We start from the raw sequence: 19,783 nt of genomic DNA, 5'->3' as shown, positions 1-19,783 counted from the left end.
TCCACGCTCACAGACCACCACTGGGCGCAGCCTCTTTGGCAACGTGTGACCAGGTCCATGGTTGTCGGCGTGTCACGGCTGGCTTGTGACGACTGGCTTGTCATGGCTGGCTTGCCACACCAGGGCGTGCATTGTCCCAGAGCGAACCGTCGACGCAAGGGAAACACTGCACAAATGCCTGCGCCGCCGATTCGCAGCGTTACGCGCGGCTCAACCGCCGTGCCTTTTCCCCATGGCGTCGGGCTATACGCTTCCCTGAACCTGTCATGAAGCAGCAACACGGGCTTACATATTTCTTTCACAACGCGCCCTTGAAATCTTGTACATAACCTCCACAATAGACATCACAGCGTCGCGATGAGCATCCTTGCGTCGCTGCAAGCAAGACAGGTTGCTGCACTGGAACACGCCGCAACCGAGAGGATCGCAAGAACCACTCGCCAGAAGGAGAAAAGGAATGATCCGCAAGAATCTGCTGACTACCGCTATCGCAAGCACTGTCTTCGCCGGCTCCATGGCCGTGGGCACCACCGCCCTTGCCGATCATCACAACGAGGGCGCGAATCAGGCCGCACACAGCGAGCCGCAAGGCCTCTACTCCGCTGAAGAGCTGCTCGATGCCGATGTCTTTGCCAAAGGCTCAAGCCAGGACGAGGTGGGCGAAGTCGAGGATATCCTGCTCGACAATGACATGAAAATCCGCGCCATCGTGGTGGAAGCAGGCGACCTGCTCGACCTGGGCGAAAACCAGTACGTGGTCGAGACCGGCGACTTTACCGTTCAGACCACCAACGGCGACAGCCTGGACAACATCGAATACTCCGTTCACCTGAACATCACTCAGGATGAAATCTCCGCACAGCCTGAGTACACCAACACCTGGTGGAATCAGACCAAGACCAACGTGCAACAGGCTTGGATGGACACCAAGGAAGGCGCTCAGAGTGCCTGGCAGACCACCAAGTCCGCCACTGCCAACGCCTTGACCAGCGCCGGTAATGCCATCGAAAACGCTGGCGACAATGCCGAAGACGCTGCACAAGATGCCGCCAATTAATGGGGTAGCTTGAACGTCACAGGCTACTATCCTTTGACGCCATCACACACCCGGTCATCGACCGGGTGTGTTGCGTTTTAGGCCCGCACTATATGTCTAACGTTCCTGGATAGGTCTAACGTCCCTGGATAGGTCTAACGTCCCTGGGCTCAGCATCGCGTCAGCTCTGCTCGGACCGCCTCAAGCCTGCCAGCAGCGGCTTGCCCGTCAGCGGATCTTCCACCAGCGAACAGTCAACGTCATAGAGCTGCCTGACCAGGGCAGGTGTCACCACCTCCTGCGGCTTTCCCTCCGCGACTAGCTTACCGTCCCGCATCGCCACCAGATGGTCGGCATAACGGCATGCGCTGGTCAGGTCGTGCACCACCATGATGATGGTGCGCCCCTTGAGCACCAGCCGATGCAATAGCTCGAAGACCTCCAGCTGGTGGCCAAGATCCAGCGCCGACGTCGGCTCGTCCAGCAGAATAATGGGCGTCTGCTGGGCGATGGTCATGGCAATCCAGGCTCGTTGGCGCTGGCCTCCGGAGAGCGTCTCCAGACCACGCTCGGCAAGCGTCTGTAGTCCCGCGCTGGCGATGGCCTGGGCGACCACGGCCTGATCTTCCTCACTCCACTGGCGATACCAGGACTGGTGAGGCTGGCGACCGAAGCGGATCAGATCATTGACGCTAAGCCCCTCGGGGGCGGAGGCCTCCTGGGGCAGCAAGGCAATGCGGCGCGCCAGGTCTCTTGCACTCAGGCGCTTGAGCTCCTGGCCTTGCAGCCAGACCTTGCCCTGTGTCGGCGTGTGCAGCCGTGAAAGTCCCGCCAGCAGCGTCGACTTGCCGCAGCCATTGGGCCCCACGATGGCCGTGAGCTGGCCTTGAGGAATGGTCAGGTTCAAGCCGTCGATGACGCGCAGGCGGCCATGGCTGAGCACCAGGTCTTCCACCACGTAGGGGGCGGGTTCTGGGGCCATCGGCCGAGGCTGTTGCGGTGACGATGATGGGAGTGACATCAAGACTCTCTCAACTATCTAAATTTTCTAAATAGGCTCTAGACGTGCGCCCAACCATGGGCAACCACTCAACCGAAGCCTCATCAGCGGCGCACCAGAATCCAGATCAGCCAGGGGCCACCGACCACCGCGGTGACGATACCCACGGGCAGCTCAAGCGGAGACAGCAACAGCCGTCCCACCAGATCGGCCACCACCATGACCATGGCCCCGGCGAGCCCCGCCCCGAGCAGCGGTACCTGACGGTTGCCGCAGAGGTGGCGCGCGACTTCAGGGCCCAGCAGCCCCACCATGCCCACCGGCCCTGCCACTGATACGGCCAAGGCAGTCAGCGCCACCGAGACCACCAGCACCTGGGCCCGGCGTCGCTTGAGCGGTGCCCCCAGGCCGGTGGCCACGGCATCGGAAAAGCGCATCAATGCCAGTGACCGCGACAGCCACAGCGCCAGCGGCACCAGCACGAGCAGCCCAACACCCAACACCTGCACGGCGCCGGCAGGACGCGCGTTCAGCGTGCCTACGGTCCAGGGGTAGGCTGCATTGGCCACATCGATGGCCGCCCGCGACAGCATCAATTGGGTCACTGCCCCAAAGATGGCACCGACCCCTATCCCAGCCACGATAAAGCGATAGCCACGGGCGCCCCCTCCCGCGGCCAGGCCGAACGTCAGCACAGCGGCAGTCGCCGCCCCGGCCAGCGCCATGGCGGAAGGCGCCAGGCTGAGCCCCATGCCCAGCACCGAGGCCACCGCAAAGGCGGTGGCGCCGTTATCGATGCCAATGATGCCCGGCGTCGCCAGCCGATTGCGTGCCAAGGTCTGCATCAGGCAGCCGGCAAGCCCAAAGGCCAGGCCAGTGGACAGCGCCGCCAGCAGGCGAGGAAGGCGAAGCTGCTCGACCACGAAGGTATCAAGGGGCCCCGCCTGGTTGAGCATGACGTCCCACAGGGTCTGTGGAGGCAGGTGCTGCTCGCCGAGACACAGGTAGGCAAGGCTCGCCAGTCCTAGCGCAGCCAACAGTAACAGCACCCCTGACCAATGGCGCCGGTCGAGCAGCAGGCTGATCCCGCGATAACGCCATAGCCACATGCCCTGGGGCAGCGGGCCGCGATGTTCGGCGCTCTCCGGGAGCGTGGCGGGGCTATTTGAGGGGCTATGTGAGGGGCTATGTGAGGGGCTATGTGAGGGGCTATGCGAAGGGCTATTCGAAGGGCTATGTGAGGAACAAGAAGGCATCGACATCATTACAGACTCGGCAGGCGACGGGCGCGCACAACGCTGATCAGTACCGGTGCCCCGCACAGGGCAGTCAGCACTCCCAGCGGCATTTCAGAGGGTGCCACCAGCCGTCTGGAGACGACATCGGCGGTCAGCACCAGCAGTGGTCCCAGCGGCAGGCACAGCCATAGCGTGCGACGCAGCTCAGGCCCGGCAATGGCGCGGGCGACAAAGGGAACCACCAGCCCCACGAACGCTATGGGGCCGGCCACGGCGGTAGCTCCGCCCACCAGTACCGCGACGATCAGCACCGCCATCAGTCGCAGCCTGCCGGGGTGATGCCCAAGCCCAGCGCTGGCGCGCTCGCCCAGGGCCAGACTGGCCATGGGTCGCACTACCACGATCAGTGCCAGTCCCGCGATCGCCATGCTCGGCAGCACCGCCAGCAAGTCCTCCAGCTGACGTCCTGACAGGCTGCCAACCACCCAGAAGCGAATCTCGTCAGCGGCACGGCGATCGGTCAGCAGAATAAGTGACGTCAGGGCCCCCAGCAGGCCCGAGAATGCCGCCCCCGCCAGCACCAGACGAATCGGATCACTGCCCAAGCCACGGATGCGACTGACGCCCAGCACGCACAGGCAACCGGCCAGCGCCCCCAGTTGCGCCACACCGATGCGCAGCTGAAGCAGGCTGCCTCCCGCCAGCAACATCAGCGCCACGGCAAAGGCGGCCCCCGCGCTGACGCCGAGCAGGCCAGGTTCAGCCAGCGGATTGCGGGTCATGGACTGCAGCAGGGTGCCAGACACGCCGAGCGCAATGCCCACTACCAGGCCCACCAGGGTGCGCGGCAGTCGCAGCTGCCAGACAACGAAGGACGCCTCTTCACCCCCCTGCCCCATCAGCACTCGCAGAGAGTCGACCACACCGAGCTCACCCGCACCCACGGCAAGGCTCGCCATGACGGCGAGCCCAAGCAACACAAAGAGGGCCACCAATGGCCCTCCTGGAACATGTCGAAGTGACGTCACGGTGCGGCAGTGACCTCCAGTGCCCGCTCGATGTCATCGAGCACAGCCTGGGCGGCGATGGGACCATTGGCACTGGTCCACAGCTGACCGTTCACCGCCACGACGCGATCGTTCTCGACCACCGACAGCCGGGCAAACGCATCGCTTTGGCGAGCCTGGGCCAGTGCTTCCTGTCCCTTCTCGTCGAGCGTGGCAAGGAACAGCCAGTCACCGTCGACGCGCGACAGCGACTCGAGGCTCAGCGGGTCGCTATGCGGACGGTTGTCAGGCACCAGTCCATCGTCCTGAACGTCCAGGCCAGCGGCCTCGAGCAAGCCGGTGGAAAACAACTGGGTCGACATCACCAGCGGCCCCTGGGGCATCCAGCGAATCAGGAAAGCACTGTCACCCGCGCTGCGCTCGGCGACCTGATCAGCCAATGAGGCGGCGCGGGTTTCCACTGCATCAATGGCAGCGTCCACCTGGTCCTGATGCCCCAGTGCGGCGCCAAACAGGCGGGCCTCATCCTTCCAGGCATTGGCATCGAAGCCCTGGGTAGTGGGCACGATCGTCGGCGCCAGCTGGGACAGCAGCGCGTAGCTCTCGTCGGACAGACGCGAGGAGGCCAGAATCAGGTCAGGCTTGAGCCCGACCACCGCCTCGACATTGACCTCACCGGAGGTACCCACGATCTGAATATCGGGAACGTCATCGCGCAGATAGTCCGCCACATCCTCGGCGGCACGCGTCGCCACGGCACCCAGCGGCGTTACCCCGGCAGCCAGAGAAGCGTCCAACGCCCCTTCGTATAGCGTGACGACACGCGTCGGCTGCCCGTTGACCGTGACCTTGCCGTTGGCGGTCTCGAGCACACGACTATCTTGCTGGGCACTGGCACTGACAGGCGCCAAAAGGGCAAGAGCGGCCAGGCCGATCGCTGCCACCACCCCTGCGGATGTTTTACGGGACATTGCTCGCATCTTCTCTATTCCTTGTCGCACGCCTCTCCTCGGTGACATGCCGAGGAGGGGCGATGTGGAACGATATAGTAATCAATCTCAGTTGCAGTTGCTTGCCCAACCTCCTCGCTCATATCGGAACGGTGCGTTCGACAGAGCGGGACGCTGACGCTCCTCCTTAGAAGTCGACGTTCAAGCCGAGCCAGACGCGGCGTCCATCTTCGACGTAGCCGTACTCGTCGTAGTCGATGTCTTCATCAAAGAGGTTGTAGATGCCGACGTTGACGCGAGCGGCGTCGGTCAGCTGATAGCCGATGCCGGTGTCGACGAAGGTGTAGTCCGGCGCCACGATGGCACTCTGCGACGGTCCGGTGGTGGGCTGACTTTCGTCACCGCGATAGGTCACGCGTGTCCACTGGGACAGACGGTCGCTCACCTCCCAGTCGAGGTTGGCGGAGAATTCATGCTCGGGCAGCTGGGTCAGGGGCTCGCCTTCATACTCGCCGCTCTTCTGCTCGGAGTCGGTGTAGGTGTAGCTGGCGGACAGCTCCAACGACTGGCCGATGGGGGTCGACAGCGACAGCTCGACGCCCTGCGTTTCGGCTTCATCGACATTGACTCGATAGGTCGGGTTGCTGCCGAACTGGTTGGGGCCATCCGTGCAGATATCTACCGGACAGGCGATCCGGGTGATCTTGTCGTCAAAGTCGTTGTGGAACACGGTGGCGCTGGCAGACAGACCGCTGGCATTGTTGTACAGAAGCCCCAGTTCCTTGTTGACCGACGTTTCCGGCTCGAGATCCGGGTTGCCGTAGATGTTGCCGCCGCGGCTGACCTGCCCCCAGCCAGGGGTGATCTCGCGCAGATCCGGTGCCCGGTAGCCGGTGGAGACACCGCCCTTCAGCGTCCAGTCGGAGGTCATGTGCCAGACGCTGTACAAGCGAGGGCTGACTTCAGAGCCGTAGTTCTCGTCGTGATCCATACGCACCCCGCCGGTCAGCGACCAGTCGTCGAGGAGCATCCACTCGTCTTCGGCAAACAGGGCCCACTGACTGTTGCGCACGTTGGTCAGATCGGAAATCTGATTCGAGGTCTGGTCGTCCAGCTCTTCCTCTTCGAAGCTGGCGCCGACGGTGACAATATGCGCGCCCAGTGGCATGACCAGGCTCGACTTGGCGTTGGTGTTGGTGATCTCCATCTCGCGAGTCTTGTTGCGGGCTTCTTCGCGCTGGACGTAGGTCTCTGTGGTACCAAAGGAGAAGCGACCGGTATGGGTCAGGGCCACGTATTCCTGGGTGAACTCGTCAAAGCTGTCTTCACAGCCACCACGGCAGCCGTCCGGGTCGACGCTGTTGCCAAGCAAGGCTTCGCGATCCTGCTCGGTACGGCTGGCCTCGAGCGCCAGATCATGATTGTCGGAGGGCGTCAGCGACAGCCTCGCGGTCAAGCTCTGGACCTGCTTGTCTTCGTAGCCATTGATGATATTGTCTTCATCCCGCTGGGTGGCACGTCCGTACACCGTCAGCCCGAGCAGTCCCTCGGACAGCGGCCCAGAGGCATAGAAGTTGGCTTGCCGGCTGTCGCCAGAATCGCTGTCCTGCTGCAGGATGGTGTCCAGCTGCAGGTTGCCGTGCCATTCATCGGCCACCTTGCGGGTGATCACGTTGATGACACCGCCGATGGCGTCGGAACCGTAAAGGGTCGCCATCGGGCCACGCACCACCTCGATACGCTCGATCGCCTGCAGCGGCGGCAGCCAATCCTGCTCGAAGCCGGCGCTGCCATTGGGACGAGTCTCGCGGGTGCTGACACGACGGCCGTCGATCAGCAACAGGGTGTACTTGGCGGGCATGCCGCGCATGCTGATGTCATAGCCATTGTCGCCACCGCCACCGCCGGTCACGATGACCCCCGGAACGTCGCGCAGCGCGTCGGTCACGTCCTGGTAATAGCGTTTTTCCAGGTCTTCCCGGGTCACCACGCTGATCGAGGCCGGTGCATCGGCGATGCTCTGATCAAACCCGGCGGCTGTCACCACCACGTCATCCAGGGCAACATCATCAGCGGCCAACACCGGCAGGGCCGTGCATACGGAGGCTCCCGCCAGCCCGACGGCAAGGCGGCGAATGCTGATCGACAGAGGATGGCGCGGCAGGGGGTGAGACAACATCGTTTTTCGCTCCGAGTGAGGTGGCAATCCACCTGGTGGCTCTTGCTCTGGCTCCGGCCCACTGGGTCGTGGGTCTTATGACGAAGCCTTTATGAATGTGAATATTTATCATTTAGATTCTTCCATCAAAGTTTCATAATTGCTGCAAAACACCGCGTTGCACCCTTCGCAACAGGCGATCCGCAACAGGCTATTCGCGATCGGGATCTGTGGCTCGAACGTCGAGAGAGCCACGCGAGGGCCCCGTTCTTGCCTCGGCGACGCTGCGCCGCAGCCCTAGAGAATGATTTTCATCCGCGTCAGCGCATGGCATACTGCAAGGCCTCTTCCTCTTCTTCAGCACGCCTGCGTGATGTGATGCCTGACCTCGACGAACTGCTAGCCTTCAACCGTGTCATGGAGACCGGAAGCCTGACCCAGAGTGCGATTCAGCTGGGCCTGGCCAAGTCGACCCTGAGCCGGCGGATCAGTCAGCTGGAGGCACGTCTAGGCCAGCCATTGCTCAAGCGACAGGCCAATCAGCTGTTGCCCACAGAAGCAGGACAGCGCTACTACGTCATCAGTCGCGAGATACTGAAGCTGGCCGATCAGGGACAGCGCACCCTCGACAGCCTGCGCGAAGACGTCAGTGGCGAGCTCCATGTCGAGGCACACCGCACCCTTACCCGTAGCTGGCTGGGTGGTGTGATGGAGCCCTTTCTCGAGAAACATCCCGCCGTGCGTCTGACCCTGAGCACGGGGGAAGTGGCTGCCAGGGACCCCGACTTCCAGGGTGTATGCGTCTGGCTTGGCCAGGTAGAGGACGGCAACCTGCGCCAGGAGCGCCTTGGCGCTCTGGAGCGTGGCATCTATGCCCATCCCGACTACCTCGCCCACCACGGCGAGCCTGAATCCCCGGATGCCCTGGCCCACCACGCCTGGATTGACCTGATGGGGGAAAGCCAGAACGGCATCACCCTGACTCACCGCCAGGGCGGTCAGGTGCATTTTCAGCCGCCGGCCTCTCGTTTTCGGGTCGATCAGTCCATGCTGCATGTAGATGCCATTGCGCGCGGCCGGGGCATTGGCGTGTTGCCGGTGTGGATGGTTGAAGCCCGGGAGCGTCACCACCCTGGGGAACTGGTGCGCTGCCTTGATCACTGGTCGCTGACGCCCCTGCCGGTGACACTGCTATATGGCTTCGGTCATCAGCCGCGCAAGGTCACTGCCCTGCTGGATCACCTGCGTGATGCGGTGCCTACCGACTGGATCGGCCAGCGCCAGGAGCCACTTGCGCGCCGCCAGGCCGCTGGCTGATCCAAGGCCTCTGCCGTGGCGAGCTTGCTCCCCATAGGCCACCTCCCGCAGGTCAGCTCCTCCTCCACATCAACAGCCTGTACCTCACTACCAACGTCAGGCGCAAAGACGCGACATGGGACGGCAGGGCTGCCGTCAACGTCCGTTGTTTGCTAACCTTTCTCTGGCTTACTCGCTCTGGCTTACTCGATTCACGTAACGCATCCGGCACTTGGTTTGCCCAGGAGACATTCCATGGCGCTCAAGGAAGTCGCCCTGGGCGGCATCTACTTCAGTCCCCTGCTGGTCTACGCGATCCTCGGCCTGCTCATGGCCGCGACACTGCGCTGGCTGCTGCATAGCTGGCTGGGCAGCTCCCGCTACTGGCACGAGGCGTGGCTGGATACCTCATTGTTCGTCATCTGCACCGCTGCCTTCGCCTGGCTCGGTGCCCTTACCCCTGGAGCCACCTGAATGCGCAAGTCGCTACGTGCGCTGATCACCTTGATCGTGGTCGCCGTCGCCATCGCCTGCGGACTATGGCTCTGGCATTACTACCTTTATACGCCCTGGACACGGGACGCCCGTATCGGCGCCGAGATCATCACCATTGCCCCCGATGTCTCCGGCCGTGTCACCGAGCTGGCCGTGGACGACAACGTTCGCGTGGACGCTGGACAGACGCTCTTTCGTATCGAGCAGGCGCGCTATCAAGCGGCCTTCGACAAGGCCTCTGCCATCGTCGCCCAGCGCGAGGCGGAACTGGCGCTGCGTGAACATGAAGCGTCTCGTCGTGCGCAACTGAGCCGCCAGGCCATCAGTGCCGAAAACCAGGAGAGCGCCAATCGCAACCGGGAGGTGGCCGCCGCCACCCTGGATCAGGCCCGCAGCGACCTGGCAAGCGCGCGTCTCGATCTGGAGCGCACCGACGTCACCGCCCCGGCGGCAGGGCATGTGCTGAACCTGCAGCTTGCCCAAGGCAACTACGTCACCCGTGGCACCGCCGTCATGGCCCTGGTGGTTGAAGGGTCCTACTACGTGACCGCCTACTTCGAAGAGACCAAACGCCCAGCGTTTGCGGTCGGGGATCCCGCCACCGTGATTCTGATGAGCGGAGATATCGAGCTGGCTGGCCACGTCGAGAGCATCGGCCGCGGGATTGCCGACGACAACACGGCGCCCAACAACCAGCTGCTGCCTCAGGTCGAGCCGACCTTCAGCTGGGTACGCCTGGCACAACGCATTCCTGTGCGTATTGCCCTGGATGAGCTACCCGAAGGGCTTGAACTGAGCGCAGGCATGACCGCTACGGTACGCGTCCAGCAAGAGTCGCGCTGATGCCGTTCTCTGTGTGGTGGCACGCCTATCTGACGCCGCCGGCCAGCGCGGTCAAGTTTGCCATCAAGGCGACGCTGGCCATGTTGCTGGCTCTGTATATCGCGCTCTGGTGCGACCTCGACCGCCCCTACTGGGCACTGATCTCCGCCGCCTTTCTGCAGATTCGCCCCATGAGCGGCATGGTCCTTGAAAAAGGTATCAGTCAGCTCAGCGGCACCCTCATCGGCTGTGTCGTCGGCATCGCCATCATGGCTGCCTTTGTTCAGGCCCCCACGCCAGCCCTGGTGTGCCTGACGCTGTGGATATCCGTGTGTGCCTACGCTGCCTCGTTGACCCGCAACAACGCGTCCTACGGCTGCATCATGGCGGCAGTCACCGCCATGTTGATCGTGATCATCACCGCCAGTGCCCCCGGGGGGCTGTTCGCGATTGCCGTTGCACGCCTGTCTGAACTGGCCCTGGGCGCCATTTGCGCCACCCTGGTCAGTGCCCTGTTGTGGCCGATCCAGGTACGCGACCACCTGGCCGACCTGGCTGACCAGGTGGTCAATCATGCTTTTCTCCATGGTGCCCTGCGCCTCAACAACAGCGACGACATCGGCGCCTTGCAGTCCACCCTGACCGCCACCCTGACCCCGCTGACCCAGCTTGAGACCGACAGTCAGGCGGCACGTTATGAAGGCCCGGAGGGCAGTGGACGTATTCGCGCCAGCCATGTGCTGACACGTCGCACCTCACGCCTGCTGGCCATCCTGCATGCCCTGCAGCAGCTGCTGCGCTACCACGGCGATCGCCTGCCCGCCGAGACCCGCCAGCTGGCCCGGGACATGGCGGAAGGTCTGCGTCTTAGCGCCGAGGGGCAAGGGGTGAGCCAGGCCCGTGAGCGCCTGCTGCAACTTCGCCACCGCGCCCTCAAGTGCGTCGAGCGCGGCATCGACAAAGGCGGTCCTTGTCGCGGCGCTGTTGATGGCACGTCTCTCAACACGTCTGACAGCACGTCTGGCGTCACTTCCAGCCCCCCTTCCGGACCTGCTGGTGAGCATCTCGATCCGGCCACGACCGGGGACCGTGACGGCGCCGAGGCCCTGCTACAGCTACGTCTCAATATGGGCATGCGCGAAGCCCTGGGCCATGCGCTGGTCATCCTCGATGCGCGTGAGGCCATTCATACCCCTGGCAAACGCCGACTGAAGGCACCCGCCCTGGCGTGGCACAGGGACCACCTGGCAGCAGCCCTGAATGGCCTGCGGGCAGGACTGGTGTTCGCCCTGCTGGCGACCTTCTGGCGCTACACCGCCTGGGACAATGGCCAGGTCGCGATGCTGGTCGGCACCCTGTTCTCGGCGTTCTTCGCCACTCGCGACAACCCTGCCATGGTCGCCGCGACCTTCCTCAAGGGCATGCTGGCGGCCATACCGAGTGCCTTCCTGTTCGGACACGTGCTGCTGGCCCAGGCCAACGATATCGTGACCCTGGCGCTGGTCTTCATGCCTCCACTGTTCGTCGGGCTGCTCGGTGCCGCCAATCCGCGGCTGATGGGATACTGCCTGGCCTTCACCATCGGCAACATCCTGTTGACCATGCCCGGCAATGGCATGGATCTCACGTTCGATGGCTTTCTCAACCGCGCCATTGCACTGGTGATCGGCCTCTCCACCGTGGTCACGGCGTTTCGCCTGTTGCCGGGCCTCCCCCTGGCGGTGCGCAAGCGCCGCCTGGTGAAAGCAACGGTCAGCGACCTGCATCGCCTGTGGCAAAGACCGCCTCACCAGGCAGAAACGCGCTTTGGTGGTACCATGGCCGACCGCCTGCTGAGTCTCGCCCGGCATGATGATGCGCTCCCGGAACAGCGGCGCTATCTGCTATCGCTGGGGCTGGTCGGCCTGGACCTGGGCTACGCCAGCCTGCACCTGAGGCGCCGCCTCGGCGAACAGGCAACCCCGATACGACAGGCGCTCGACCGCTTTGCCGCAGCCTTGGCAGACGACTACGGCGCCAGTGCCCGGGGCGAGCCACCCGAACATATGCGTGCTACCGGCGAGCAGCTGCTCGAGGCACTGGAACAGCACGGCAATGATCCCGTGGAACAACGCCTGACCGCGGGCTTGATCGAAAGACTGACCATGTCGCTTGAACGCCAGGCCGAGCGCTCGCGCCTGGCGCGTGAGCGCTGACCTCCCCAACCTCCAGGAGATTGCGCTTCCATGTTTGCCGAACTCTTTGCGGTAATGGCCCCGGTCATCACCGGAGCAGGCCTCGGGTTCTTCTGGATTCGACGCGGCTTCGACTACCCGGTGGCCTTCGTGACCAAGCTGGTGTTCAACATCGGCACCCCGTCGCTGGTCATCGCCTCTCTGGCCGGCGCCGACATCGATGCGTCGAGCTTTGGCCGAACGATGCTGGCGGCCGCGCTAGTGCTGTGCGCCATGGCCGCCCTGACCTTCCTGCTGGCCGTCATCCTGCGTCGGGACTGGCGCGTGCTGCTGGCGCCCACCATGTACCCAAATACCGGCAACATGGGGTTGCCGGTCGTGCTCTACGCCTTTGGCCAGGCAGGCTTTGCCTTCGGCATCACCGTGATGGTCACGGTCTCGCTGTTCCAATTCACCCTGGGCACGATGCTGGCCAGCCGTGGCAATCCCTTCAAGTCATTGATCAAGACCCCAACCGTCTACGCCATCCTGATCTCGATGGCCTTGCTGTTCACGGACACCCAGCTGCCGCTGTGGCTGCAGAACAGCGTTGACCTTATCTCTGGCTTCACCGTGCCATTGATGCTGATCACCCTGGGGGTATCCCTGGCCAGTATTCAGGTCAGAAGCCTGCGTTCAGGGGTCTGGTTCAGCCTGCTGCGGATTCCGATGGCGGCCGGGGTGGCCTGGGGTGTGGGTACCTGGCTATCGCTGCCCCCCACCGCCCTTGCCATTCTGGTCGTGCAGATGAGCATGCCGGTAGCAGTGTTCAACTACCTGTTTGCCCAGAAGTCCCAACGCGAACCCGCCTACGTGGCCAGCCTGGTGTTCTGCTCCACCCTGCTATCCTTGATCTATCTGCCGGCACTGCTGGCATTGCTGTTGTAGCGTCTGTCGAGACAGCGATGCTGTCGGAGCCAGGCATCTTGATCAACGGGAGACTGCATGATCCGCCGCCTTATCCTGACTCTGTCATTGACCGCAACGGCCCCATCCGCCTGGGCGGAACCGCCGCCGACCGAAGTGCCCGGGCTCTACCATCCGGTGGCACTGGAAGTGATCACGGACGCGCTGGATACCCCCTGGTCGCTGACGTTCCTGCCGGATGGACGCCTGCTGGTCGGCGAGCAGCACGGCTCGCTCGCCCTGATCGACGACGGCCAGGTCGACACGTTGACCGGGCTGCCCGAGGTGTCGACCCAGGGACAAGGCGGACTCTTCGACCTGGCCCTGCACCCGGACTATGGCGACGGCGTCCACGACTGGCTCTACTTTGCCTGGGCGCGTCCCGCCCAGACGGACGACTCCCAGGATGAAGACGCCGAGGGCGATGCCACCGCTGTGTCTCGCGTGTGGTGGGACGGTGAAAGGCTCGGCCGCGTCGAGCCGGTATTCGTGCAGAACCGATTTTCTCGACCTGGACGTCACTACGGGGGCAGGCTGCTGTTCGATCACCAGGGTCTGCTGTGGCTGAGCATCGGCGACCGTGGCGATGGCGAGCGGGCACAAGATGCGCGAGACCATGCCGGCAGCCTGTTGCGCATGACGGCGGAGGGCGCGCCAGCCACTGACAACCCCGCTATCGAAGGCGCGGCAGCGGAACTCTACTCCCACGGTCATCGCAACCCCCAGGGGCTGGCCCTGGCCGCCGATGGTCGCCTGTGGGCCACCGAACATGGTCCTCGTGGCGGTGATGAGCTCAACCTCATCCAGCCTGGCGAGAACTATGGCTGGCCGGACGTCACCCGTGGCCGCGACTACGCCACCAACCTGCCACTGGGCGTGGACAGCGCACCGGGCAAGCGCGACCCGCTGCACGTGTTCGAAGGGCGCTTCGCGCCATCGGGCCTGGCCGTGGTGAGCGGCAATGAGTTTGCGGACTGGCAAGGTGACCTGCTGGCCGGAGGCCTTCGCAGCGAACGCCTGGTGAGACTGCGTTTCGACGCCGATCAGTTGATCGAAAGAGAGGTCATTCTCGACGGCGAAGTGGGACGAATACGCGACGTCAGGGTGGGTCCCGAAGGGGCCGTCTACCTGTTGACCGACGCCAACCCGGGGCGCCTGATCCGACTCTCACGGGCTCGCTGAGGCCCCTGCCACGGGCCCACAGCCCGTCGCGAAAAGCCACAAAACTTCCTCGCTCCCATGCCTAAACGGCATGGGTGGCGATAGCTCTCATGCACAACCCCTTGCCCTGCGCGAGATTGCTTTCAAGCACTCCTCGCCCCCATGCTTAATTTGAATGATCTTTCAAAGACCTTTAGGGTATTGCACTTTTCTGCGCCTCAACGGTGAAAGATGGCATGCTTTCACCCAGCGTGGCTGCGGCAGGGAAAGCCGCAGCCCCGAGGCCTAGCTTCCAGCATTGGACGATGAACGCCGACGCCAACGACCGCATGACGTCGACCTTCATCGTTCGAGCGCCTGGGAGCCAACACGTCACCTGAAAAGGCATCCCGTACCAATGAGCGATAACCGATCCGTCAAGATCAAGGTTCGCGGGCTGAGCAAGGTCTTCGGCGACCAGCCAAAGAAGGCGCTCAAGCTTCGCGACGAGGGACTCAAGCGTCCCGACATCCTCGAGAAAACCGGCCAGACGCTGGGCCTGTCGAACATCGACTTCGACGTCCATGAAGGTGAGCTGCTGGTCATCATGGGCCTGTCCGGCTCCGGCAAGTCCACCTTGATTCGCTGTCTGAACCGGCTGATCGAGCCGACCGAAGGCGAGATCGTCATCGATGGCGAAGATATTCCCCAGCTGTCCGACAAGGCGCTGCTGGAATGCCGTCGCAGGCACTTTTCAATGGTGTTTCAGAACTTTGCTCTGTTTCCCCATCGCACGGTGCAGCAAAACGCCGAATTCGGCCTCGAGATTCGCGGCATCGACGCGGATACCCGAGCCAAGACGGCCCGCGACGCCCTCTCCCAGGTTGGCCTCAAGGGCTGGGAGGATGCCTATCCCAATCAGCTGTCCGGGGGTATGCAGCAGCGGGTGGGCCTGGCCAGGGCACTGGCCAACGACGCCAGCGTGCTGCTGATGGACGAGGCCTTCTCGGCGCTGGATCCGTTGATTCGCAAGGACATGCAGCAGGAGTTGCTGGAGCTTCAGCACCGCATGAAGAAGACCACCGTATTCATCACCCATGACCTGGATGAGGCGCTGAACATCGGTGATCGCATCGTGCTGCTCAAGGACGGTGAAGTGGTGCAGATCGGCACGCCCGAGGAAATCCTGACCAAACCCGCCGACGACTACGTGGAACGCTTCATTGAAGGCGTCGACATGTCGCGGGTATTGACGGCATCCAGCGCCATGCGTCCGGTGCGTGCCACCGCGCGAGAAGATGACGGTCCGCGTACGGCGCTGCGCAAGATGAAAGAAAACGCCATGGACTCGATCTACGTCACCAGCCGAGACCGCAAGCTGATGGGGCTGGTCGAGGCAGACGCTGCCAATACGGCCATTCAAGCCGGTCAGGATCGTCTCGATGGTGTACTCACGCAGGACTTCCGCACGGTGGGCCCCGACGAGCCGTTGCATAATCTCTTCGCCCTGTTCAACGAGAAGAGCTTCCCGATCGCCGTGATCGACGACGAACGACGCCTGCTGGGCGTCGTCGTCAAGGGCGCGGTACTGGATGAACTGGCACAGGCAGGAGATCAATAATGGCGATCGAGATTCCTCGCATTCCCCTCGGAGACTGGATCGAGACTGGGCTGAACTGGCTGACCACAGAGTATTCTGGTGTCACCCGCGGCATCTCGCGATTCACCCAGACCGGTATTGATGGTCTCAACGATGCACTGATGTGGCTTCCCGACTGGGCTCTGCTGGTGATCATCGCAGGCCTGTGCTGGAAACTGGCCAGCCCGCGACTTGCCATCGGTGCGGTGATTGGCCTGGGACTCATCTGGGACCTGGGCCTCTGGGATCCGATGATCGAGACCCTGACGCTGGTGGTGATCGCCACCCTGGTCGCCGTGATCATCGCACTGCCCGTGGGCATCGCCGCAGCGCTATCGGACAGGCTGTACCGAGCGATCATGCCGATTCTGGACTTCATGCAGACGATGCCGGCCTTCGTCTACCTGATTCCGGCTATCCCCTTCTTCGGCATCGGCTCGGTGTCCGCGATCTTTGCCACTGTCATCTTCTCGATGCCCCCGGCGATCCGTTTCACCACTCTGGGTATCCGCCAGGTGCCGGTGGAGCTGATCGAAGCCGCGGACGCCTATGGCGCCACCCGAGGCCAGAAGCTGTACAAGGTTCAGCTGCCGCTGTCCCTGCCGACCGTGATGGCCGGCATCAACCAGACCATCATGCTGGCCCTGTCCATGGTCGTCATTGCGGCCATGATCGGCGCCGACGGTCTGGGTAGCGAAGTCTGGCGCGCGATCCAGCGCCTGCGCCCGGGTGACGGCTTCGAGGCTGGCATCGCCGTGGTCATTCTGGCGATGTTGCTCGACCGTCTGACCCAGTCACTGCGCAAGGAACGCAAGCAGTAAGGGCTGGCAGCGACGGATGGGGCACGGCCGTTGACGCCCGCGCGCCCCATCCATTTGCAAGATGCCACCGCCTGCTTCAGGCTTTAACAGCTTGGAAACACGGCTGATGGAACCTGTTTCACTCATCGCAAGGAGAGTCACAGCATGTCACTGAAGGCAACCCGTACCCTCGGCCTGGCGCTAGCCGTCAGCGCCGTCGCCACTGGCGTGAACGCTCAGGACAAGGGCTCCGTGCACCTGGCCTACGTGGAGTGGTCCTCCACTGTCGCCTCTACCAACGTGGTTCGTGCCGTACTGGAACAGGCCGGCTACGAGGTCGAAACGTCCGCCCTGTCCGCCGCCGCCATGTGGCAGTCCGTCGCCAGCGGCGACGCTGATGCACTGCTGGCCGGCTGGCTGCCGACCACCCATGAGGACTACTACGCTCGCCTCAAGGACCAACTGGTCGATGCAGGGGTCAACCTCGACGGCACCAAGCTCGGCCTGGTGGTCCCGGCGGACGCGGATATCAGCTCCATTGACGAGCTGAACGACCACGCTGACGAATTCAATGGCGAGATCATTGGTATCGATCCCGGCGCGGGCCTGATGCGCCTGACCGAGGAAGTGGTCGATGCCTATGATCTCGATCTGGACCTGCGCACTGGCAGCGGCGCCACGATGACGGCGGCACTGGGCAGTGCCATCGACCGCGGCGAGCCCATCGTGGTGACCTCCTGGACACCGCACTGGATGTTCGCCCGCTGGGATCTCAAGTATCTCGACGACCCGCAGGGCGTCTACGGTGGTGCCGAGCAGATTCACACCATCGTTCGCCAGGGGCTCGAGGACGACATGCCGGAGGCCTACTCGATTCTCGAAAACTTCGAGTGGACCCCGGAAATGATGGGCGAAGTCATGCTGATGAATCAGGAAGACGACGCCGACCCCTATGAAAATGCCAAGCAGTGGGTCGAGAACCATCCGGACGTCGTCAAGGAGTGGCTGGGCGAAGCCTGAGCCCACTTTACCGTGTTGCGTCACTCCGACGCGGCCGTTTTCAGGGGTGCCCCAGGGCGCCCCTGCTGTCGTTGATGTCCTCCACGCTGTCGTCGCGGGAACGCTCTACAGCCGCGGAATGTGACATGCTTGTGGCAGCATTGGCAGCGCGTCCTCGGCCCCTGCCGTTGAAGATGCCGCTGGCAAGCGCCTTCAGACAGGCCACACTTCAGGCAGGCACGGCCAACAGACTGGCACAACAAACGAGCAACGAGTGACAGCAGCATGGCTTGACGGCAGCAACACTTTGCACCTCATCTTCAAACGCAAGGGAGATCGCACGTGGAAACAGACCCTAACCACAAGCCCTCGAGCGCCGATACCGGCAGCGAGGGGGTACCGGCCCCGGACGGGCCCGCCAATCTGATCGATACCGATTACGTCATCGGTCAGGACAATATCGTCACCAAATCCTTCGGCGTGGACGTCGACCTGCACGGCAAGGTCTTCTCCGTCTCGTCGCTGCTGATTCTGGTGTTCGTTATCCTGACCCTGGCCTTCCAGACCAGCGCCGAGCCGTTCTTCAACGGCATCCGCGGTTGGCTGACCAGCAACCTGTCGTGGGTCTTCCTGCTGGGCGGCAACGTCTTCGTGCTGCTGTCGCTGGGGCTGATCTTCACCCCTCTGGGCAAGGTCCGTATCGGTGGTGCTCACGCGACACCTGACTACAGTTACATGGGCTGGTTCGCCATGCTGTTCGCCGCCGGCATGGGCATCGGCCTGATGTTCTACGGCGTGTCCGAGCCGATGTCGCACTTCTCGACGGCGCTGGGTGGCACGACCGTCGGTGACAACGGTATTCGCACTGACTGGGCGCCTCTTGGCGGCGCAGCTGGCGATGAACAGGCCGCCGTCAACCTGGGCATGGCCGCTACCATCTTCCACTGGGGGCTCCACCCCTGGGCAGCCTACGCCATTGTCGGCCTGTCGCTGGCCATCTTTTCGTTCAACAAGGGCCTGCCGCTGACCATGCGCTCCGTGTTCTACCCGATTCTGGGTGAACGCGTGTGGGGCTGGCCTGGACACCTGATCGACATCCTGGCGGTGTTCGCCACCTTGTTCGGTCTGGCGACCTCGCTGGGTCTCGGTGCCTCCCAGGCAGCCGCCGGCCTCAACGAGCTGTTTGGCACACCGAACACCGACACCACCATGGTGCTGCTGATTGTCGCGATCACTGGCGTGGCGCTCTGCTCCATCATGCTGGGCGTCGACAAGGGCGTACAGCGCCTGTCCCAGGTCAACATGGTGCTGGCGTTCCTGCTGCTGACCTTCGTGATCATCGTTGGCCCAACCCTGGCGATTGCCACCGGCTTCTTCTCCAACCTGGGGCACTACCTGGCTGAACTGCCAGCACTGTCCAACCCCTTCGGCCGTGAAGACGCCAACTTCGTGCAGGGCTGGACTGCCTTCTACTGGGCCTGGTGGATCTCCTGGTCACCGTTCGTCGGCATGTTCATCGCCCGTGTCAGCCGGGGCCGCACCGTGCGCGAGTTCCTGACGGCCGTGCTGCTGGTACCGACCCTGGTCTCGGTGCTGTGGATGACGTCGTTCGGCGGCACCGCCATCGAGCAGTACATCACCGATGGCTTCCAGGGTGTGCAGGATGCCGCACTGGAGCTGAAGCTGTTCGCCATGCTGGGTGAGCTGCCGCTGGCGTCGATCACGTCGTTCATCGGCATCGTGCTGGTCATCGTGTTCTTCGTGACCTCCTCCGACTCCGGCTCTCTGGTCATTGACTCGATCACCGCAGGTGGCAAGGTCGATGCCCCCAAGCCGCAGCGCGTGTTCTGGGCACTGATCGAAGGCGCCATTGCCATTGCCCTGCTGCTGGGTGGTGGCCTGACAGCGCTGCAGGCGGCAGCCGTGTCGACCGGTCTGCCGTTCACGCTGGTGCTGCTGGTGGCCAGTTACGCCATCATCAAGGGCCTGATGAGCGAGCCCAAGGCCGTCTGATTCGGCCTGACAGCTTCGTATCATCTACCGTCGGCGGCCTTGTGGCCGCCGACGGTCGTTATGGCCGCCTG

Annotated in this window: 16 protein-coding genes; 11 read left to right on the top strand and 5 right to left on the bottom strand. The window is 63.3% G+C overall.

Going from position 1 to position 19,783, the window contains the following annotated elements:
- The first annotated feature begins 457 nt into the window (after window positions 1–457).
- A complete protein-coding gene (locus tag KUV72_RS01850; protein ID WP_206939655.1) occupies window positions 458–1,057 on the top strand; it encodes a PRC-barrel domain containing protein in 600 nt (199 codons plus the stop codon).
- Between the two features lie 160 nt (window positions 1,058–1,217).
- Here KUV72_RS01850 and KUV72_RS01845 read toward each other — a convergent pair whose 3' ends face one another.
- From KUV72_RS01845 to KUV72_RS01825, 5 genes are all read right to left on the bottom strand, one after another.
- The gene (locus KUV72_RS01845) at window positions 1,218–2,018 is read right to left on the bottom strand and encodes an ABC transporter ATP-binding protein (RefSeq protein ID WP_222162096.1); all 801 of its coding nucleotides are present in this window, start codon (window positions 2,016–2,018) and stop codon (window positions 1,218–1,220) included.
- A 122-nt stretch (window positions 2,019–2,140) separates the two neighbouring features.
- Window positions 2,141–3,145 carry a FecCD family ABC transporter permease gene (locus tag KUV72_RS01840; protein ID WP_222483542.1) on the bottom strand — a complete coding sequence of 335 codons (1,005 nt, stop codon included), beginning with the start codon at window positions 3,143–3,145 and terminating at the stop codon, window positions 2,141–2,143.
- Window positions 3,146–3,300: 155 nt separating this feature from the next.
- Window positions 3,301–4,269, bottom strand: coding sequence for a FecCD family ABC transporter permease (locus tag KUV72_RS01835; RefSeq protein ID WP_261317286.1), 969 nt, complete (start codon window positions 4,267–4,269; stop codon window positions 3,301–3,303).
- A 29-nt stretch (window positions 4,270–4,298) separates the two neighbouring features.
- Window positions 4,299–5,261: an iron-siderophore ABC transporter substrate-binding protein gene (locus KUV72_RS01830; RefSeq protein WP_315857834.1), complete on the bottom strand. Its 963-nt coding sequence runs from the start codon at window positions 5,259–5,261 to the stop codon at window positions 4,299–4,301.
- Between the two features lie 157 nt (window positions 5,262–5,418).
- Entirely contained in the window at window positions 5,419–7,410 is a 1,992-nt protein-coding gene (locus tag KUV72_RS01825; RefSeq protein ID WP_222237231.1) for a ligand-gated channel protein, read from the bottom strand.
- Between the two features lie 306 nt (window positions 7,411–7,716).
- Between KUV72_RS01825 and KUV72_RS01820 the strand changes: the two genes are divergently transcribed.
- The 10 genes from KUV72_RS01820 to KUV72_RS01775 all read left to right on the top strand — a co-directional run bounded on the left by KUV72_RS01820 (window position 7,717) and on the right by KUV72_RS01775 (window position 19,712).
- Window positions 7,717–8,706, top strand: a complete 990-nt coding sequence (locus KUV72_RS01820; RefSeq protein WP_261317284.1) for a LysR family transcriptional regulator — start codon at window positions 7,717–7,719, stop codon at window positions 8,704–8,706.
- A gap of 234 nt (window positions 8,707–8,940) precedes the next feature.
- Complete coding sequence (locus KUV72_RS01815) at window positions 8,941–9,159, top strand: DUF1656 domain-containing protein (protein ID WP_222237230.1); 219 nt, start codon at window positions 8,941–8,943, stop codon at window positions 9,157–9,159.
- A complete protein-coding gene (locus KUV72_RS01810; RefSeq protein ID WP_222237229.1) occupies window positions 9,160–10,023 on the top strand; it encodes an efflux RND transporter periplasmic adaptor subunit in 864 nt (287 codons plus the stop codon).
- The gene (locus KUV72_RS01805) at window positions 10,023–12,197 is read left to right on the top strand and encodes an FUSC family protein (RefSeq protein WP_222237228.1); all 2,175 of its coding nucleotides are present in this window, start codon (window positions 10,023–10,025) and stop codon (window positions 12,195–12,197) included. The genes KUV72_RS01810 and KUV72_RS01805 overlap by 1 nt, the downstream gene beginning before the upstream one ends.
- A 30-nt stretch (window positions 12,198–12,227) precedes the next feature.
- Entirely contained in the window at window positions 12,228–13,103 is an 876-nt protein-coding gene (locus tag KUV72_RS01800; RefSeq protein ID WP_206939676.1) for an AEC family transporter, read from the top strand.
- Between the two features lie 57 nt (window positions 13,104–13,160).
- On the top strand, window positions 13,161–14,303 hold the full coding sequence (locus tag KUV72_RS01795; protein ID WP_222237227.1) for a PQQ-dependent sugar dehydrogenase: 1,143 nt from the start codon (window positions 13,161–13,163) through the stop codon (window positions 14,301–14,303).
- Between the two features lie 376 nt (window positions 14,304–14,679).
- On the top strand, window positions 14,680–15,882 hold the full coding sequence (locus tag KUV72_RS01790; RefSeq protein WP_206939680.1) for a glycine betaine/L-proline ABC transporter ATP-binding protein: 1,203 nt from the start codon (window positions 14,680–14,682) through the stop codon (window positions 15,880–15,882).
- Window positions 15,883–15,887: 5 nt separating this feature from the next.
- A complete protein-coding gene (locus KUV72_RS01785) occupies window positions 15,888–16,721 on the top strand; it encodes a proline/glycine betaine ABC transporter permease (RefSeq protein WP_315857845.1) in 834 nt (277 codons plus the stop codon).
- Window positions 16,722–16,865: 144 nt separating this feature from the next.
- Entirely contained in the window at window positions 16,866–17,720 is an 855-nt protein-coding gene (locus KUV72_RS01780) for a glycine betaine ABC transporter substrate-binding protein (RefSeq protein ID WP_206939683.1), read from the top strand.
- Window positions 17,721–18,041: 321 nt separating this feature from the next.
- Window positions 18,042–19,712 carry a BCCT family transporter gene (locus KUV72_RS01775; RefSeq protein WP_222237225.1) on the top strand — a complete coding sequence of 557 codons (1,671 nt, stop codon included), beginning with the start codon at window positions 18,042–18,044 and terminating at the stop codon, window positions 19,710–19,712.
- The last annotated feature ends 71 nt before the right edge of the window (window positions 19,713–19,783 follow it).

Source organism: Halomonas sp. DP4Y7-1 (assembly GCF_019800705.1).
Lineage (GTDB): Bacteria > Pseudomonadota > Gammaproteobacteria > Pseudomonadales > Halomonadaceae > Halomonas > Halomonas litopenaei_A.
The sequence above is the reverse complement of the archived record's forward strand: the minus strand, read 5'-3'. Positions and strand labels throughout refer to the sequence as shown.

Bases quoted from the DNA above. Each gene is read 5' to 3' on its own strand.
- KUV72_RS01850 (WP_206939655.1), top strand. From the start codon at position 458: ATGATCCGCAAGAATCTGCTGACTACCGCTATCGCAAGCACTGTCTTC.
- KUV72_RS01845 (WP_222162096.1), bottom strand. From the start codon at position 2,018: ATGGCCCCAGAACCCGCCCCCTACGTGGTGGAAGACCTGGTGCTCAGC.
- KUV72_RS01840 (WP_222483542.1), bottom strand. From the start codon at position 3,145: ATGTGGCTATGGCGTTATCGCGGGATCAGCCTGCTGCTCGACCGGCGC.
- KUV72_RS01830 (WP_315857834.1), bottom strand. From the start codon at position 5,261: ATGCGAGCAATGTCCCGTAAAACATCCGCAGGGGTGGTGGCAGCGATC.
- KUV72_RS01825 (WP_222237231.1), bottom strand. From the start codon at position 7,410: ATGTTGTCTCACCCCCTGCCGCGCCATCCTCTGTCGATCAGCATTCGC.
- KUV72_RS01820 (WP_261317284.1), top strand. From the start codon at position 7,717: ATGGCATACTGCAAGGCCTCTTCCTCTTCTTCAGCACGCCTGCGTGAT.
- KUV72_RS01815 (WP_222237230.1), top strand. From the start codon at position 8,941: ATGGCGCTCAAGGAAGTCGCCCTGGGCGGCATCTACTTCAGTCCCCTG.
- KUV72_RS01810 (WP_222237229.1), top strand. From the start codon at position 9,160: ATGCGCAAGTCGCTACGTGCGCTGATCACCTTGATCGTGGTCGCCGTC.
- KUV72_RS01805 (WP_222237228.1), top strand. From the start codon at position 10,023: ATGCCGTTCTCTGTGTGGTGGCACGCCTATCTGACGCCGCCGGCCAGC.
- KUV72_RS01800 (WP_206939676.1), top strand. From the start codon at position 12,228: ATGTTTGCCGAACTCTTTGCGGTAATGGCCCCGGTCATCACCGGAGCA.
- KUV72_RS01795 (WP_222237227.1), top strand. From the start codon at position 13,161: ATGATCCGCCGCCTTATCCTGACTCTGTCATTGACCGCAACGGCCCCA.
- KUV72_RS01790 (WP_206939680.1), top strand. From the start codon at position 14,680: ATGAGCGATAACCGATCCGTCAAGATCAAGGTTCGCGGGCTGAGCAAG.
- KUV72_RS01780 (WP_206939683.1), top strand. From the start codon at position 16,866: ATGTCACTGAAGGCAACCCGTACCCTCGGCCTGGCGCTAGCCGTCAGC.